Annotated in this window: 15 protein-coding genes; 2 read left to right on the top strand and 13 right to left on the bottom strand. The window is 32.0% G+C overall.

Going from position 1 to position 17765, the window contains the following annotated elements; genetic code table 11:
• Window positions 1-754: 754 nt before the first annotated feature.
• Window positions 755-1465: a hypothetical protein gene (locus OZP07_RS12755; protein ID WP_281635373.1), complete on the top strand. Its 711-nt coding sequence runs from the start codon at window positions 755-757 to the stop codon at window positions 1463-1465.
• A 282-nt stretch (window positions 1466-1747) separates the two neighbouring features.
• On the top strand, window positions 1748-2632 hold the full coding sequence (locus tag OZP07_RS12760; RefSeq protein ID WP_281635374.1) for a hypothetical protein: 885 nt from the start codon (window positions 1748-1750) through the stop codon (window positions 2630-2632).
• Window positions 2633-2955: 323 nt separating this feature from the next.
• On the opposite strand, the gene OZP07_RS22265 is transcribed toward OZP07_RS12760, so the two are convergent.
• The 13 genes from OZP07_RS22265 to OZP07_RS12820 form a co-directional block, all read right to left on the bottom strand.
• Window positions 2956-3141 (bottom strand): transposase, encoded by a 186-nt coding sequence (locus tag OZP07_RS22265; RefSeq protein WP_432419565.1) that lies wholly within the window; start codon window positions 3139-3141, stop codon window positions 2956-2958.
• Between the two features lie 33 nt (window positions 3142-3174).
• The gene (locus OZP07_RS12765; protein WP_281635375.1) at window positions 3175-4365 is read right to left on the bottom strand and encodes a glycosyltransferase family 2 protein; all 1191 of its coding nucleotides are present in this window, start codon (window positions 4363-4365) and stop codon (window positions 3175-3177) included.
• 10 nt (window positions 4366-4375) lie between these two features.
• Window positions 4376-5575 (bottom strand): glycosyltransferase, encoded by a 1200-nt coding sequence (locus tag OZP07_RS12770; protein ID WP_281635376.1) that lies wholly within the window; start codon window positions 5573-5575, stop codon window positions 4376-4378.
• A gap of 3 nt (window positions 5576-5578) precedes the next feature.
• A complete protein-coding gene (locus tag OZP07_RS12775; RefSeq protein WP_281635377.1) occupies window positions 5579-6742 on the bottom strand; it encodes a glycosyltransferase family 4 protein in 1164 nt (387 codons plus the stop codon).
• Window positions 6743-6848: 106 nt separating this feature from the next.
• Window positions 6849-8045 carry a glycosyltransferase family 2 protein gene (locus OZP07_RS12780; RefSeq protein WP_281635378.1) on the bottom strand — a complete coding sequence of 399 codons (1197 nt, stop codon included), beginning with the start codon at window positions 8043-8045 and terminating at the stop codon, window positions 6849-6851.
• Between the two features lie 50 nt (window positions 8046-8095).
• The gene (locus OZP07_RS12785) at window positions 8096-9034 is read right to left on the bottom strand and encodes a phosphoribosyltransferase family protein (RefSeq protein ID WP_194640302.1); all 939 of its coding nucleotides are present in this window, start codon (window positions 9032-9034) and stop codon (window positions 8096-8098) included.
• A 66-nt stretch (window positions 9035-9100) separates the two neighbouring features.
• Window positions 9101-10582 carry an O-antigen ligase family protein gene (locus OZP07_RS12790; RefSeq protein ID WP_281635379.1) on the bottom strand — a complete coding sequence of 494 codons (1482 nt, stop codon included), beginning with the start codon at window positions 10580-10582 and terminating at the stop codon, window positions 9101-9103.
• Window positions 10579-11970 (bottom strand): lipopolysaccharide biosynthesis protein, encoded by a 1392-nt coding sequence (locus OZP07_RS12795; RefSeq protein WP_281635380.1) that lies wholly within the window; start codon window positions 11968-11970, stop codon window positions 10579-10581. The genes OZP07_RS12790 and OZP07_RS12795 overlap by 4 nt, the downstream gene beginning before the upstream one ends.
• A gap of 15 nt (window positions 11971-11985) precedes the next feature.
• Complete coding sequence (locus OZP07_RS12800) at window positions 11986-14361, bottom strand: exopolysaccharide transport family protein (RefSeq protein WP_281635381.1); 2376 nt, start codon at window positions 14359-14361, stop codon at window positions 11986-11988.
• A 4-nt stretch (window positions 14362-14365) separates the two neighbouring features.
• Entirely contained in the window at window positions 14366-15115 is a 750-nt protein-coding gene (locus OZP07_RS12805) for a TolC family protein (RefSeq protein WP_281635382.1), read from the bottom strand.
• A gap of 33 nt (window positions 15116-15148) precedes the next feature.
• A complete protein-coding gene (locus OZP07_RS12810) occupies window positions 15149-16348 on the bottom strand; it encodes a sugar transferase (protein WP_281635383.1) in 1200 nt (399 codons plus the stop codon).
• Window positions 16349-16395: 47 nt separating this feature from the next.
• Window positions 16396-16782 (bottom strand): response regulator, encoded by a 387-nt coding sequence (locus tag OZP07_RS12815; RefSeq protein ID WP_194640296.1) that lies wholly within the window; start codon window positions 16780-16782, stop codon window positions 16396-16398.
• A gap of 42 nt (window positions 16783-16824) precedes the next feature.
• Entirely contained in the window at window positions 16825-17763 is a 939-nt protein-coding gene (locus tag OZP07_RS12820) for a UDP-glucuronic acid decarboxylase family protein (protein ID WP_281635384.1), read from the bottom strand.
• Window positions 17764-17765: the final 2 nt, after the last annotated feature.

The following is a 17765-nucleotide window of genomic DNA, read 5'->3' on the forward strand; positions in this document are numbered from 1 at the left end:
TTTCAATCCGCCCATAAGGGACTTGCACCCTCTGGAAAAATAACACGCTGTAAATTTGTTTTCTAATTGGAAATTTGTATTTTTCAATTTTTATCAAAGCTTACAGCGTGTGTCCTGCTCATGCAGGGCACACACAAGGGTTTGGCGAAAGTGGGGCATTCGTGCTAAATTGAACATTTGTGCTTCTAAACCCCACCTTCGCCAAGCCCCAAACCGTTACTGGCTAGTTATGCCAAAAATACGCAGAGGAGAATAATTACCTAAAAAGCATTATGAAAAAAGTCACTTTTAAAAATATTACTTGGATGATTTTAATCGCTTTTATTCTTTTTGAGTTTTATAGCTATGCTAATGAATATTTTTTCCGCAATTATTAATTGAATTAACAAGATTAGAAATTCAACAAAAACTTAGCAGACAAATTGGGAGAAGTCAAGGAATTGAATTACTCGTAATGGTTAGAAAAAATATTGTTAATGATAAATATTTAGAGGCTTTAGATTATTTAATTAAAGAGTTTCCGAAATCTGAAAAAGTAATATTTAATACTGAATTTAAAAAAATTACTTCAACAATACTAAATTGGAAATAAAAACAACAGTGCCTAACAGCCGTTTGGCAAGATTGCGAATTTTGTGGTAAATTCACGTTTGCGTTCCGCAAGAAATTTTATCTTTAACAGAAAACAATCGATTCCAAACTTCGCAACCAAGCGACCAAACGTCAGCAGTAATACCTTACAACCATATACAAGATGAATGAAAATTCTAAATTAAGCGAATATGTTAAACTCTTCGAGATTCTTTCAATAGTTGGGGCTGCTACTTGGACTATTTTCATGTATAAATCTTACGAAGAAAGAACAAATGAACTTAATTTGAAGCAACAAGAATTATTGTACAAACAAGCAAAACTTACTAGTGAAGCAGATGTTTCTACCAAAAAAACCAATGCTGAATTATTAAAACTTAATTACAATATCCAAAAGTCCACAGCAAGTTTTGAAATAGAAAAAGTCAAACTACTTAACAAACAATCAGAGTTAGAAAACAATTTAAAAACAGCAGAACTAGGATTTTTGAACCAAAAAACTATTTCTTCTAAAGTTAGTGATTCAATAATTAAATTAAATACTGCTCCAAAGAATTGGATTGACTTTTATGCTTTTCTAGAACTTAAATTAAAAAACACATCAAAAAATACAATTAATATTTATCAAGTAGATGTAATAACATATTTAGGAAAATTGATAACAGAGCCGGAATATGAGCATTCAATATTAATGAATAATCCTCATAGAAAAGGAGCAATTGAATGGCATTTTGACAATGGTCGCCAATATTATTCAATAGAAGAATGTCAAAAACTAGAAAAACAAGGAATCAATTGTTCATCATTAATTGGTGGATTCGCATTTGGAAGGTTACAAAGTGGTGAAAGTAGTTCGGCCAATGCAACAACTTAAATTAAGAACAATGAATATGGGCTGGATATATACAGAGATTACTGTACACATCGATGAAGGTGATAAAAAATGGCAATGGATGTACAGTAAATATTCAACATTGGAGAAATAGGAACTACTGCTAACAGCGGTTTCAAGAAATGGCGAAAAATGTGGTAAATTCACATTTTTCTTTCGCAAGAAATTATATCTTAACGGAAAATGCGCAGTTCAGAAGTTCGCCACTTCTTGTAGCCGCGAAACGTTAGTGGCAACCGTAAAAAAATCGTTACAAACCAATTAATGGAAGAAATTAGAATTGCTAAACTATATGATAACTCTACTGAGCAAGTCAAAATTGAATTTTTAGATACAATTTCTGTCAAGGAATTTGAATTGATAAAATCTTCAATACAAGAAATCGAAGAACTTCATAGTGTTAGACGACTTTTAAAATTTGTAGTTATAAATGACGCTGAATTAATTGACTTTCTAAATTCGTCATTACATGATTTAACAAATAAATCAATTATTTGGACAGGTGTAAAACGTGAAGATTGTGATAATGTTTTTTTAAATATTAATCGCTTATTTTTAAATTATTTAAGTGCAATTAGAACTTTTCTAGATCATTCAGAAACATTTTTAAATAGAAAATTTGGTGAAAATTCTAATCAATTTCTGGAGTTTAAAAAAATTCTTTCCTTCTTTTATGATAATAGTTTTTCTTATAGATTTTTCTATCGATTAAGAAATTATGCACAACATGTTGGCTTACCAATTGATAATTTACAGTTTAGCACCGAATATGATAGAGAGAAAAATACTATTCATGGAAATTTGAAAGTAAGATTTGATAGAGACAAATTATTATCAAGTTATCAAAAATGGTCAACTGTAAAAAATGATTTAGAAATGTTAGATAGTAAATTTGATGTTTCACCATTAATATTTGAGATGACACAAAATATTACGGATATTGAAAGGAATATAGAATTAATACATAAAAATGAATTAACTAAAGCTGCAAATTATATTTTATCACTGACACAACATTTGAGAAATGACAATGGGAAAATTTTCGTTGCTAGTAATTTCATTGAAAATGAAAAAGAAGAATTAGCAAATTATAGTACAACAGAAATTCCGTTTGACACTATCGATTTTATAATACAAGAATTGAATTAAAAAACGGTAGCCACTAACAGCTAGAGTTTCGTTGCGTGCGTAGCACGAACAATGAAACTTGTGTTGAACGGAACCGCTGTGATTCCGCAACTATGGAGTTATCGTAAAAGAGATTTGTAATTTTTTAAGAGGTCAATGCGCCTCTTTTTTTGGGGATGGTTTCGCTTGGTTTTTTTTCTTGTTTTCCGTCACTTTTGAGCATAACTTCCATTACCCGTAAAATCAGACCATTTAGACATATTAAACAGTCTGATTTAAATAAAGAAATAGTCAAAACTGCATAGATTTTTAACAAACTTTTCAGTTATCAATTCTTTGACTATCTAATCTAATTGAATTTTAAATTCTTCCATTATTTTGTAGATTTTGTTAGTAGTTTTCCTTTTCATATTAAGCCAAACAAGTTCTGCTGGATTGAGTTCTGGAGAATATGGTGGAAGAAAAATAAGTATTATGTTTTCTGGAATGATTAACGCTTTTCCTTTGTGAAAAGCACCATTATCTAAAATGACTACTTTTAATTCTTCGGGTTTCTTTTAATATTAACTGGCTCGTTTAGCCCTTTCCCAATTTACGGATTGTGATTTTTTTATATACCTGAAAAATCCTAAGATTACACATAAATTCATAATGAAAAAATAATAAGGAACAAACAGAATTTTAATCCTTGTCTCTCTATTTTCTAAAAACCAGCCTAACAGCGCAGCTGCATAGAAAAAAAGTTGCATCCAAAATAATATAGAATAAAATCCAAAGAACATAATTCCTTCATTAAACGCTAGAATAGATAAAACGGGAATTAATAAAATAAGACATAAAGGGGTAAGACTCCAACGCAAAACGCGATGAGAAATGTACTGAAATGAAAGTGTTCCATATTTAAAAATATTCAATAAGGAACGTAATCTTACAATAGACTGAATACCGCCGGCAGAGATTCTGATTTTACGTTTAAATTCTTCTTTTACACTCGCTGAAGCTGTTTCAACAGCATACGCTTCTGGATCATATTGAATGGTATATCCTTCTTGAGCGACTCTTAATGATATAATAAAGTCGTCAAGCAGCGTATCTTTTTCAACATGCCGATACAGTTCTGTTCTAATAGCGAAAAGTTCTCCGGCAGCTCCAACAACAGAATATAATTCCGCATCCCATTTTTTTAATGCCGATTCATATTTCCAGTAGATTCCCTCCCCTGCTCCCGAAGCCACATCACTTTCTTTATCAACAATTCGTTTTTCTCCCGAAACACAGCCAACAGCAGGATTACTGAATAGATTAACAATGCGTCTGATTGATTCTTTGCCCAGATTGGTATTGGCATCACTAAATATTACAATTGGTGTTTTTACAAATTCCATACCGCGGTTCATTGCCCCGATTTTTCCATTTCTTTCGTCTAAATGATAAACCGTTGTATTAGCGTACCCAGTCAATAAGTCTGGGGTTCCGTCATCAGAACCATCTGTAACCCAAATAATGTTTAATTTTTCTTTCGGGTATTCAAGTTCTAAGGTGTTTTTCATTTTTGCATCCACATAATCATTTTCATTATAAGCAGCTATGAACAATGTAACTTCGGGTTCATAATTGGGATTACTATTTACCTTATTTCCAAGTTTAAAAAAACGCCTTATTTTTATAATTATGAATAATAAAATCCCATATCCAACATAGGTATAAACAATAATGAACAATAGAAACCAGAATATAATTTTTAGTGCTGACATAGCTTTTAATTTAAGATGGATATTTATGTTTAATAATTTTTTCGAGAACATCTCCAAATTCCCCCACTCTGCCTTCCCAGGAATTAAGTCTGGCAAAATCAATTCTCTCTTTAATTAATACGTAATTATCATTTTCTAACTCATATTCAATATATGATTTGAAAAGTTTCTTGTTTTCTGCGGATTTAACCATGGATTTAAAATCGGTTAAATTGGCGAAAGCTGTCATAACCACAGGAACACCAACGGCCAAATATTCATTAATTTTTAATGGATATATATTTTTATTAACCTCGTCCATTTTATAGGGTATGATTCCTAAATCATATTTCGATAATAATTGAGGAACTTCGTGTGCTTTTACCGATTTAAAAAAAGCAACATTATCATATTTTGATAACCTTTCTTTTATATTATGGTTGAGCAAATAGCCTGTAAATTCAAATAGAACCTGAGGTAATTCCTGAATTGCAAATTCCATACTATCGATATCAAACCTAAAATCCAAGGTTCCTATGTAGCCAGCTTTTTTTTGAGAAGAAGGGCTTGAAACAGATTTTTTGGCGTGAGGCTCAAATAACTTAAAGTCAACACCATTTTTAACCACATAGCTTTGCGGATTTAATTGCTGCTTTTCAGAATTTAAATAATCCGATGTTGTTATAATGCCATCAACCTGCCTGCAAAATTGCTGCTCAATAGTATAAATTCTTGATTTATGCCTTTGTGTATCCATCCCGTCATAACAGTAATACACATTTAGATATTCGTGTAATTTGCCAATCATGGGCAGGCCATACATTGGGTTGTATGCTGTGATTATAATTGGATTATCTAACTTTAATTTCTTTATGGTTTTTCGAAGCTGTGTTTTATAAATAAATGCATTGATGCTAAAAAACTTTTGAAAAATTGATTCGTTTTTAATAAAATCTACCGGCAAAACCGGAGGCATAACCAAATGCTTAACAACTGCATTACTATCTGTTTTTTCTTCTATGATTCTTCTTTTAAAACCCAGCATTCTGGATACTTGTGCTCTTTGTTTTCCCAATAAAGACATTATAACATCTTTGACAGTAAATGGATATTCAACAAAAACTATGGTGTTTTTTTCTGCTAAAAGTGATAACAATTGCACCGTAGATTTAGTAAATTCACCATGCCAGGTAGTTTGAGAAATGCAGATAATATTTTTGCCTTCAATCATAATCTATTGTTTTTTTGAATATTCTAAATAAATTAATTTATAAAGCTTTAAATACTCTTTTGCCATATTTCTCCAAGAAAATTGTTTACTACGCTCCAAACCTTTATCGCAAAGAGATTTTCTGTACACTTCGTTATTTACTATTTCAATAATTCCCTGAGTAATTTCTTCGGGATTAAATGGATTTATAATATGGGCCGCATCTTCTGCAATTTCAGGCATCGATGATGTATTTGATGTAATAACAGGCACGTTACAAGACATGGCTTCCAGCATCGGAATCCCGAAACTTTCGCGAAGTGACGGATATAAAAAAATGTCGCATTGGGAATAAATAGCAGGTAAATCGGTATTAATTACATAACCTGTCAAAACAATATGATTGATAAGATTGGTGTCATCAATTTCGACCAAGAGGATATTGAGTTCGGTTTTATCATAATCGAGCATAACCAGTTTATAATCAGTCTTTGTCAGTTTTAAAAAATCAGAAAAAGCTTTAAGGGTTCCTTTTGTGTTTTTTTTGGGGTCTGTATTACCAAGGAAAAAGAAATACTTATCAGGTAAATTGTATTTTTCTTTAACACGTTTCAGTTCTTCTTTATTGGTAACGGGTTTAAAATGTTCACTTACACCATTATAAATAGCCTCGAGTTTTTTATCACCTTTAATTCCAAAGAATTCACCGATTCTGTTTTTTTCAAAATGGGATACTGTAATCACTTTTTTACTCCTTTTTACAACACACGGTACTACGAGTTTTCTATATATATTTCCAAATTTTTGGTAGGTACTTGCACTGCTTTTGAGTATTTTTAAATAACCGCTTTCCATGTAAATAATGTCATGAAGAATTGTTATTAAAGGAATAGAAGTAAAAAAAGGTGCGGTATTGCTGGTGCAGTGTAATATATCGCAGCCATATTTTTTGGCTGCTTTTGGCAATGCTATTTGTTCCCATGCTGGGTATGGTCCCCCATTTAATTCAATAATCTTAAAGTTTGAAGTTTCTTTAAGAACGGAACTGTCTTGATCTGGTTTTACAAATATAAAATATTCATTTTCGTGGTCTAGATCCTGGAGATTCTTTATTAGTTCTAAAGCTACCATGTCCATACCATGTTTTTTTTTACGAAAAAGCCGCTGTCCTTCTATACCTATTTTCATGATGCTCTTTTTTAGATTAATTGCTTCTGCATCTTGATAAAAATCAGAAGTAATTATTATGATTTTATTTTCCCATCTCTTAATTAGTGTGTTTTCCAGTATAATTTCAAGTTTGTTTATTTGAACTTGAAGTATGCTTTGTATGTATGAATGTTTTATTGGCTCCTTTAATTTTTAACAGAGACAGCAGCATCATAAACATACCTTTTGGCAGACTAGCCAAAGCATTCAAAGTATTAATAGTATAGAAATATTTTGGAACTGAAAAAACAAAAGACATTATGCAGGCTGTTACTAAGATAATCCAATAATTAGAGTAAGGATTTTGGTTATCTAAAAAATAATTGATTACTAAAAAGCCAATAGTACACAGCATCACAGCTCCTAACAGTAATATTCTGGGTGGCTGAATAAATTGAATTGCCTTATCAAAATAATCAATATTACCATTCAATAGTAAATGTTTGCAGGCACTTAGAATATCTTTCCTGAAGTAATGTAATTGTGCAGAAAGCCAGCGACGTCGCTGATTGCCAAATACTTCAGCTTTTTGTATTTTTTCGTCAAAAACTACAGCATCATTGAGATAAACAATTTTGTGACCTTCTTTAAGCATTTTGAGTTCTATTTCCTTATCAAATCCGCCAACAGCAGTAACTGTTGCCATAAGTGTTTTAAAATAATTGTACTTAAAAGCCATTCCGGAACCTATTATGGCAGATGAAAGCCCCAAAACCCTGTGTCCTTTCCGAAAAATGTTATTGTTTATTTCTTCGCTAATGGCATCAAGAACAGCCCAGGAGTTATTCGTGTTTTTTGCTGTACGATGACCTTGAACCGCAGTAAAACCATATTCAAAAGCAGCATTTATTTTTTTTAGAAAATCATTATTCATCACATTATCCGCATCAAGAACAACTGCAATATCATAATTATTTTCTAAGGCATCCATCGCTTTATTTAAAGCCTTAGATTTTGTACTCTTTTCAAAACTTACTTCAATAACTATAATGGGTAAGGTCTTTAATGCTGCTATTGTTTCCTTTTGAAAAGAATCGGCAATAATTACGATATCATAAAGTTCTTGTGGATAATCTTGCAGCAATGCCGCATCTGCAACTTCAATAATTACCTCATCTTCTTTATACCCCGGAATAAGAACCGCTATTTTTTTTATATTTCCGTTATCTGAATATTTTTTCTGTTTATAAAATAAACTTGCTGCGGCAAATATTAAAATATATAAAGTTGCTAAACCCAGAAAGCTTAATAAAACAATTTGTATGATGTTAAATACTAGCATAATAAATTTTATAATTAAAACCGTTAGGACTCAAGATTAAATAGCTCATCTTATTTAAACTTTCTCAGTTTATCCCTAAGTTTTAAAGCGTATTTTCTAAGGAAAGGCAGATGCTTGCCACTTTTAAGGTTATACATAAAAGATTCCGATTCAAATATCATTTCGAAATTCTCTGTACATAAAACCGGTTTTTTTGTTAATCTGTTTATCTCTACTGCCTGATGGTATTCACTTTCTATAAACAGCACATAAGGCTTGGACAGATAAGCTTTAGCCTTGTGATCGCCATGATTATTAGCGCGCTGTCTTGCCTCCATATTGGGTAAATCGAGCATAACCAGTTCATTATATTTGATATTGTTAGCTGCTAACCAGGTTTCTGTTTCTTTGCGGTATTTTTCTAAACGAGATGTTACAATTGTTCCAATTTTGCTCCCTGGAATGAACAATGGCGGAGCATTTAAAATAAAATCGGTATATTTTTCTCCATCATCATTTTGCTCTGGCAAAGGGTCAGCACATAAAACACCATCAATGTCAAAACACGCTTTTTCTAAAGTTGTATGATTGAGAATATTCCATTGAAAATACCTTGGCAAGGGTACAATTTCAAAAAAATAATCCACCATTTTTTCTTTACCCGGAATTACATAAACTGCACAATATTTTATATTGAATTTATCATCAAGATGTTTTAAACTTTCTTTAACCTCGACCATCGCAGCTCCCGAAGCAATACTGTCGTCAACCACAAGGATATTTTTAAATTCTGAGATATCAAAAAACTGGCTTCTGGCACCTGCTTTATAAATATGTCCATTCAAAAACGAATGAATATCGGTATAGGGCTTATTGAGATATAATGCTAATAAATTTGCAGGAAGCATACCACTCCTAGGAACACCAACTATCAAATCTAAATCACGCGGTATTATACTTAATCTTTTAAGTATAATATTATTCAAATCTTTTACATTTCTGTAATACATAGTGCTAAGTTTAAGGATTACTGGTTGTATTCTGTTTTTCTAAATTGTTTTTGAATGCTTAACTGTTTATTGCTTAAGCAATTCAGCTTGGTTTTCTTCAATCTCCTTTTCATAAACATCGGAATTTAAAATAATTGCCATTGTTGCATAGATTAATAAAGCAGTTGGCATTTGCCCTAAGACAGCATTTCCATAAGAAGCTACCATAATTCCCGCCATTCCTGCAATTAAGGAAGCCATTTTAAACTTCAATATTGGATCCCGAATTTTAAACATCACTTTTAATGAGGCTTTTATCATTACATAAAAAAGAATTACTAAATGCAGTATTAAGCCAACAATCCCTTGTTCGACCCAGATTAAAACATACCAGCTGTCGGTGGCAACATTGGATAGAAAAGCATTTGGCAGGTATTTTTGAGCTTTAGTGCCTCCGTGGCCAATACCGCCGCCAAATGGTCTAGAAGCTAAATAATTTTTGAGTATTTTTTGATTATCAAGCCTTACCTGCAAAGAAGCATCATTTGGATCAAAGGCTGTTCGCATCCTTCGTACCTGTGCATTTCCCTGTGCAATAGTCGTGTATTTGAAGAATATAAAAACGATAGCTAAAAATGTGACACCAATAATAATAACTTTTACATTTTTACTTAAGACAAAATAAGTCATAAAACCGACTATAGGTACACTCAAAGCACCTCTTGTACCCGAAATGACCATTCCATAAATCCCTAAAAGGCCTACAAAAATGAAAAATATTTTTTTTAATTTCTTTTGCTGTGACATGGCGTAAATCAAAAAAACAACTCCTGTATATCCTTGATTTGCACCAAATTGTCCAGCATCACTATAAAATGAAAAAACTCTGAGTTTACCAAATAGAATATGTGTTTTGTAACTTCCTTCATTTAGCCATTCTTGTTCTGCACCATCTACACCAAGAGTCATCTGCATAATTCCTTTTAATGTTGCCAGTAACGAAAAGGCGGCCCATATGTAAAAAAAATAGCTGAGTCTCTTTTCATTCCTGATAAACATAAATGTTAACGGTATGAATAAAAACGGGTAAAAAGCAATTCCTCTTCCAGAAATCCAAGCCTGAACACTTCTGGCTTCTGGATTAACCAACTCAAAAACAGAATAACCCAGCCATAATATGGATAAAAATGTAATATCTCTTTTAGCTGGAGTCCAATCAATACGGGTTCTGAACTGATTCATAAACAAGGCTAAATAAGTCAGAACAAGTATACCATCAATTGCAAACCCTAATGGCAGCCCTTTTACATATCTGCCCATGCCGATGATGACAAAATTTAATGCAATTGCAGTATAATACCCTATAACAGGATAGCAAAATAAATAATATAAAAAGACAGATCCGAAAATAACAGCCAATAGCAACCCAATTCCAATAACACCTAATTTTACTATAATCAGAGCAGAAACTGACATTATACTAAAGAGCATAATCAAATTCCCTGGTTTAGAAATATTCAAGGATCCTGAATAACTTTCAAATGGATTTATGTTATTATATTCACTCATGATCTAAAATTATTTTCAATTTTCACACAACTATCATAACGATTATGTGTCAGCTTATTAAAAACTGAGATATAAAACTTTAAACCGCTCCTAAAAATTTCTTTGAATGAAAGGGATAACTCCTGATTGATAAAATACATCCCCATCCAAATGCCAATAATGGTAAATATAATAGAAGCAATAGCTACAAAAATTAAAGATTTAAATATAAAAATAGCCACTAAATCCCCTATAACATTGGCAATTACCATAACAAATACTTTGATGGCATTAATTCTTGGCTTATTGATACTATCCAGACCAACTCCTGTCATTCTATCAATAGGTAATAATAATCCATATATGGAAAATACGCGAACGATGTCAACAACATTAAACCCTGTTATAGGATCTGTTTTCAAGAATTGTTTTCCGCTTATAAGCATAACAAAGAATTCAGCAAATACAAATGTGAATAAACTTATTGCAACGAAGAGATAGGTCAAAGCTCCAGAATAAGTATAAAACAAACTTTTAACTTCATTAATTTGATTGTGTAAACTAGCTTTAGACATCTTTGGAAAGGCCGTAGCGACAAAACTGCGCAATGGAATCTGCTGTAATTCTGTCAGCTTCAAAGGAATACTGTAAAGAGCAACTGCTGCACTGCCTAACGGACTTAAACTGATAATTAAAGTATCTACGCTTCGTAATAAATTAGTTCCTATAAGGGTAAAGGTTGTGTATTTGCCAAAATGCAATAAAGTCTTATTGGTTTCTGCACTTGCTTTATTAATGAGTAGAATTCCGTCCCATCCCAAAATAAAACTTACAATTGATGTACCTGCATTCACAATAATTAAGCCTATGACTAATTGATTCAGGCTTAAATTTAATAGTGAAAAATGCATCAGGATTATTAAAAAAAAACAGCCGCTATTTATTGCTTTGAGGGCAAGAATCTGCTTATATTTTCTATCAGCCTGCAATACAACTAAAGCAATATTCCACGGAAGATTTAAAAATGCAAGCAAAGGATACCATGTAAAAAAAATAGTATATCCAGAATTTTGAATTGCCTCCGGAAATAATAATTTACAAGCAACCAAAATTAAGGCAACAAAAATTGTGGCACCTAAGCTTATTAGCGCGTTAGAACCAATCAGTTTAACTCTCGATGAATCATCAGCTCCGGAAAGATAGCGTATCAAACCGGTATTGGTTATACCAAATCTAAACATTTCTACAAATGATCCTGCGGCCATAAACAAAACCCATTCACCAAATACTTCTAAAGATAAACTTCTGGCAAGCAAGGCAAAACCACCAATGCCTAAAATAGCAATCACAACATTTCCTGATAAAGACAGAAAATTATCTTCGCTTACTATTTTTTTGAGTGTTTTCATTTGAAAGTTAGCTAATTAAATATGGTTTTTAGAAAAAAACTGAAATTTGAACATCGATTTTATTTTTTTTCTGAACATACTTCTAGTTTTGGGCAGATCTCCTAAAACCGATTCAATTTCATTTATCTCTACACCGTTAACTATTACATTAATTTTTGAAGCAGCTGCAGCTAATAAATTATTTACAGCAGATTGATCTGCATCAGACCATACTCGATTGGAACGGCATACGAGAATATCTAAGTCAGCATTCAAAATTAATTCCGCTGGATAATTGTAATTGATCAGAGATGGTAATTCTATAATTACAAAGTCTGGAGTATAATTCAAAGTAATATTATTCTGCTCTAAAATGTCTGTAAAATTTTTAGCATTATAAAACGAACTATTCATCGCATAAGAATAGTATTCTGATTCATCAAGGTAACTAGACACAGCAGCCAAAAAAGGATTATCAACATCAATGCGCGGATCTGGATAACCTAAAATTTTATTAAGAATTGGGAATTTTCTTTGCTGAGTAATAGGCTCTTGTTTACTGTCATAATTTAAAAATACTATTTTCTTTCCTTCTTGTTTCAATGTCTTGGCAATATTGCCTGCTAAAACAGTTTTCCCTTCCATTTTATGAGTGCTGAACACCACTATAGTTTTTACTGTTTTTTCAGAGTCGTGTGTACCGAAATACTGCAGTATATTTTGAGTAATTATCTCGATTAATCTTTTTTGTATAAAAGCCAGCTTGATATTTCCTGAGTCCAATATCATTTTAGGCATCATTCCTAATGTTTTTAGTCCTAACTGCTTACTGGCTCTGCTAGCATTTTTTATTGTATCATCAAAATACTCCATCATCAAAATAATTCCCAGAGTTAAAAGACCACCCAGAAAAGCTGCTGCAACAATAAGCAATCCTCTTTTAGTTGGATTAGCTGATAATGGATAAAAAGGCGGATCAATGGATTTTATGTTAGAGGACATTTCATTGTCCTGCAATTTTAGTTTGGCTAAATTTAATCCGTGAAGCAATTCTAAATAGCCTTGTTCTGAAACTGAAATTTCACGTTCTAATCTTTTTATAGTAGCACCTGCTGGTGCATAAGTAGCATATTGTTCTTGAAAATCTTTGTTTTGCTTGTCCATTACCTTTATTTTGGCCTTAAGGTTTTCAGACTCAACAACAGTATTCATCCAATCTGGAAGTGTTTTAGTCAATGGAACACCATCAACAGTGTTATTATAACTGTATATTTCATCGACACTTTTTTTGATTTCATTATTTAAAGATTCTCTTTCTTTTTTTAAAGTATTGATCTTAGATGAAATATTTTCGCTGGGATCAGATTCTAAATTGGCTTCGTTAAATGCAATTTGATAATTAATGTACCCTAATAATTTCTTTTTTTCAAGAATCTTGTTAGTTTCATTCTGAATGTAATCCTGAACATTTAGTTTTTCTTCAATTCTTTTGGTTGATGCCTGTGTACCGGCAAGCTGTGCTTTTTTGTTATTATAATCAACCTCCATGTCTTCTTTTACAACTGCAACTGCCTTACTCTGCTCATAATAATTTATGATTTTGTTTGCCTTATTGAATTCAAGAAGTTTATCTTCAGCTAATTTTAAATCATTATTAGCCATAGCAAGTTGCTGTTCAAAGTATTTAACAACAGCGTCTGATCTATTCTCTTTTATGTTTTTATAATTTTTTATGCAAACTGCGTTGTAAATTTCAAGTGTCTGCTGGCAGATACCCGGGTCATCTACTGTATAAGTCATTTTTATTAAATCACTGCTATTGATGCGAATGGCTTGTATACTCGACAAAGCTTTAATAGAATAGTGCTTATCATTTTCATAATTCAGCAGCTCATAAATATAATTATCGCTGCTGCTTCTCATTAATTTTAATAATCGGTTAACCGTTATCTCATAGTTTTTTCGATTAATTTCTGGAGGAAGCGGACTATTAACCGTTAAACTATCCGTTTTTAAACTCCTATTATTACCCTTTTCAATGTAATTATAAATGTCTTTTGGTACTTTTACTTTTAGTTCATCAAATAATTTTTTTGAAATGTACTTTGGATTGGCCTCAGGCAGCATAAGGTGTGTGGCTAATAATCGTACAGCTACCTCCTCTTGAGTTTCTCTTGAGTTAATAATATTGATTAAATTATCAAAAGCTGTATTAGTCGCAAAATAATTGAATGCTTTATCCATTTCAATAGAGGAACCAGTAGCAAGTCCAGTATATAAAATCGTTTGCGATGTATACTCTAAATGTGGCTTACTAGTAAGAATTAATACTAACAAAGCCAAGAATAATGGAATCACAATCAAAAGCACCAAATGCCTTAATATCAATCTTATAAAATCAATTATTTTCATTTCTCTATTTTGATTTTGTTAGATTAAATACAAACCCTGCCATATCTTCAAGTAATTGTTTAGTAATAATAAATTCAGATTTAGCAGATTCGTAATCTGCCTCTAAATTTGACGTAATACCAGTTATCCTGACATATTCCGAAACAGGAACTATTCCATTTCGAAATTCTTTTTCAACCATTTGCATATTAATTTTACCATCACTCAGGCTTTTGGATCTGATTAGAAGTAACTTTTGTTTTAAAATTAACTCCTGGTACAGTTTTATGACCGTCTGCCTGATTTCATCTTCTTGAAAATCAGCCATATTTTTGGCTTCATCAACCTCAAATTTTGCCAATTTAATCTGATTTTTTCTGTTCAGCGCATCAAAAACTGGAAACTTCACATACACCCCTACGCTATAATTATATTGTGTTGAAAGTGTAGAATAAGCGGTGTTAGAAACTCCATTTTCACTGCTGGAAAAATTGTTCAGCGTACCATATCTGCCATCAGCCTGAAGTCCCATATTTCTTGTCCAGTAGATACGCTCAGATGCTAATGCAGATTCCTTAACACCAATATGATCTTTTCTGAATTTTAGCATTGAGTTTCGCTTTAGTACAGAATCGATGACGGTTTTAAGAGGAGGAAACTCAAACTCACTGCCATTTATTGATACATCATTATATTGAAGTGTTTGTGCCTCTGCAGTATTGATTGAAAACATCAGTAAAGCAAAAAGAATATTTATTTTTAATACTTTTTTCATAATTAAAATTTGGAGGCAAACCATATTTTTTTTTTAAACTGAACCTTTTTGAAGCAGTGCAGGAATTGTTCGCAAAATGAGTTTTAGATCATACCAAAAAGAATACTTATCACCTTTAAAAAGATCAGCGTATTCATTATCAAGACGCATTCTCTCTTCTTCAGACATTTGTCCGCCCTTACCTCTAAGTTCTACCTGCCATAAACCTGTAATGCCTGGAGGAGCCAAAAATCTTTTTGATATATCATCAGCGGTTAACAATTCTGCTTCATATACTGGCAAAGGCCTGTTACCAACGATAGACATATCCCCTTTTAATACATTAATTAACTGTGGCAACTCGTCTATACTGGTATTTCTAATGAATTTACCAACTTTAGTAACACGGGGATCATCAACAATTTTGACAAAAGTTGAATTATTTTTTGCAGCTTCTCGTTTTTGAACATTAAACCAATAATCACAAATCACGTGAGTTTCAATATACATCAAAGGCGAACATGATTCTCCTTCTGGCAGTTCACTGCATTTAGGACAAGGTGTGTCTAACGGACTATCTGTTATTGCAGCTTCTTTTTTGTACTGGTTTTTTTCTTGAGCTAATTTTTTCAAAAGTTCGTCTGAACCAGTACGCATTGATCTTAGTTTGTAAAAGTCAAATGTCTTGCGGCCCACTCTTTTTGATATATAATATACTTTTCCTTTTGATTCTAATCGTATAGCAAGCATAATAAGAAGCAAAAATGGCGAGGCGAATAAAAGTACTGCAGAGGCTACAAAAACATCAAAAATACGTTTTGACAAAGGCATTATATAAGTCTCTTCAATGGCTTTTTGTATTGTTTGTACTCGTAAAGGATTTTTATTGAAGCAAAGGAATTCTATTCTTTCTAAAATATCTTTTGGAGAAGTTACAGAAGTTACATAAAAATCGTCAATTTGTTTTTTAAATGCCGACTTATAAATATCAACATTAAATTCCTTGGATAAAAGGATAAATGGAATACTGTTAAATTCTTTATTTTTTCGGATCCAATCAAAAAGAAATATTCCATTGTTTCCTGCTAAATTATAGTCACAAATAATTGCATCAGGATGCTTTTGAGTGTTCAGGTAATTAGTAGCCTTAGCACTATTTTCTAAAGTAATTATAGACCATTTATGTTTTTGTTCTATGGTATCAAAATATCCAGAAACATTTCCAATGTATAAAATATTAAAATTTGGATTCATATTGATTAGGTCTTTAAATTAAATTTTAATCTTAGTTATCGAAGTCCTTACCACTCAATGGCATAATGAATTGGATATAGATTTTTTTTAACTAATTCATCTAGCTCTTCTGGGTTAAAAGGCTTTGTGAGATAATCTTGAGCACCTAGTTTGTAACATTTAATACGTTCCTTGCTTTCTGATTTTCCTGAAAGCATTATGCAGGGCGTATGCTTTGTAAATCCACGCTGACGAAGTTTTGTTAAAAATTCATAGCCATCCATATTTGACATTTGAATATCGCTGATAATTAAGTCCGGAATACTGGTATCCAGCCATATTAGAGCATCTAAACCATTATTAATTGTAATTATGTCATAATTTTTGGAAAGGAAGTTTTCTAACAAAAGACAAATACTAACTTCATCATCTACTACTAAAATTTTCTTCTTCATAATTTTATTGCTTTAAAATTATTATTATTTATTTAATTCAGTTCAAATGATTGATTTAAAATAATCTATAGTCTTTATTAATCCTTCATCTAGATTTATCTTTGGTGACCAGTCGAGTTCTTTTTTAGCTAAAGAAATATCTGGCTGTCTCTGCATAGGATCATCTGAAGGCAAAGGCTTATAAATAATTTTTGATTTAGAATCTGTTAGTTCTATTACTTTTTTTGCTAATTCCAGAATCGTAAATTCATTTGGATTTCCAACATTTACGGGACCTATAAAACTATCTTTAGAATCCATAAGCCTTATCATACCTTCTACTAAGTCATCAACATATTGAAAACTTCGCGTCTGATTTCCTTGTCCGTATACCGTTATATCTTGATTCTGCAGCGCCTGAACAATAAAATTCGAAACTACGCGTCCATCGTTTGGATGCATTCTTGGACCGTATGTATTGAATATTCTAATGATTTTAATTTTGACATTATTCTGCTTGTGATAATTTAAAAACAAGGTTTCTGCAGAACGTTTCCCTTCATCATAACAGGCTCGCTCTCCTATCGGGTTTACATGGCCCCAATAGGATTCAGGCTGCGGATGAACTAATGGATCCCCATACACTTCGCTGGTTGATGCCTGTAGTATTTTTGCATTAACCCGTTTGGCAAGCCCCAGCATGTTAATAGCTCCCATTACTGATGTTTTCATTGTTTTAATGGCATTATACTGATAGTGTATTGGAGAAGCAGGACACGCCAGATTATAAATCTCATCAGTTTCTATAAAGAAAGGTGCTGTAACGTCATGACGAATTAATTCAAAATAAGGATTATCTAATAAGTGTACTACATTTTGCTTTTGTCCAGTAAAAAAATTATCCAAACAATACACTTCATTACCCTCGTTTAATAGACGATCACATAAGTGCGAACCAACAAAACCAGCACCGCCGGTTATAAGAATTTTTTTTCCAGACATAG

Source organism: Flavobacterium marginilacus, from assembly GCF_026870155.1.
In the GTDB taxonomy this organism is placed as follows: Bacteria; Bacteroidota; Bacteroidia; order Flavobacteriales; family Flavobacteriaceae; genus Flavobacterium; species Flavobacterium marginilacus.

Bases quoted from the DNA above. Each gene is read 5' to 3' on its own strand.
- OZP07_RS12790 (WP_281635379.1), bottom strand. From the start codon at position 10,582: ATGAGTGAATATAATAACATAAATCCATTTGAAAGTTATTCAGGATCC.
- OZP07_RS12760 (WP_281635374.1), top strand. From the start codon at position 1,748: ATGGAAGAAATTAGAATTGCTAAACTATATGATAACTCTACTGAGCAA.
- OZP07_RS12800 (WP_281635381.1), bottom strand. From the start codon at position 14,361: ATGAAAATAATTGATTTTATAAGATTGATATTAAGGCATTTGGTGCTT.
- OZP07_RS12780 (WP_281635378.1), bottom strand. From the start codon at position 8,045: ATGCTAGTATTTAACATCATACAAATTGTTTTATTAAGCTTTCTGGGT.
- OZP07_RS12795 (WP_281635380.1), bottom strand. From the start codon at position 11,970: ATGAAAACACTCAAAAAAATAGTAAGCGAAGATAATTTTCTGTCTTTA.
- OZP07_RS12805 (WP_281635382.1), bottom strand. From the start codon at position 15,115: ATGAAAAAAGTATTAAAAATAAATATTCTTTTTGCTTTACTGATGTTT.
- OZP07_RS12820 (WP_281635384.1), bottom strand. From the start codon at position 17,763: ATGTCTGGAAAAAAAATTCTTATAACCGGCGGTGCTGGTTTTGTTGGT.
- OZP07_RS12785 (WP_194640302.1), bottom strand. From the start codon at position 9,034: ATGTATTACAGAAATGTAAAAGATTTGAATAATATTATACTTAAAAGA.
- OZP07_RS12765 (WP_281635375.1), bottom strand. From the start codon at position 4,365: ATGTCAGCACTAAAAATTATATTCTGGTTTCTATTGTTCATTATTGTT.
- OZP07_RS12775 (WP_281635377.1), bottom strand. From the start codon at position 6,742: ATGAAAATAGGTATAGAAGGACAGCGGCTTTTTCGTAAAAAAAAACAT.
- OZP07_RS12755 (WP_281635373.1), top strand. From the start codon at position 755: ATGAATGAAAATTCTAAATTAAGCGAATATGTTAAACTCTTCGAGATT.
- OZP07_RS12815 (WP_194640296.1), bottom strand. From the start codon at position 16,782: ATGAAGAAGAAAATTTTAGTAGTAGATGATGAAGTTAGTATTTGTCTT.
- OZP07_RS12770 (WP_281635376.1), bottom strand. From the start codon at position 5,575: ATGATTGAAGGCAAAAATATTATCTGCATTTCTCAAACTACCTGGCAT.
- OZP07_RS12810 (WP_281635383.1), bottom strand. From the start codon at position 16,348: ATGAATCCAAATTTTAATATTTTATACATTGGAAATGTTTCTGGATAT.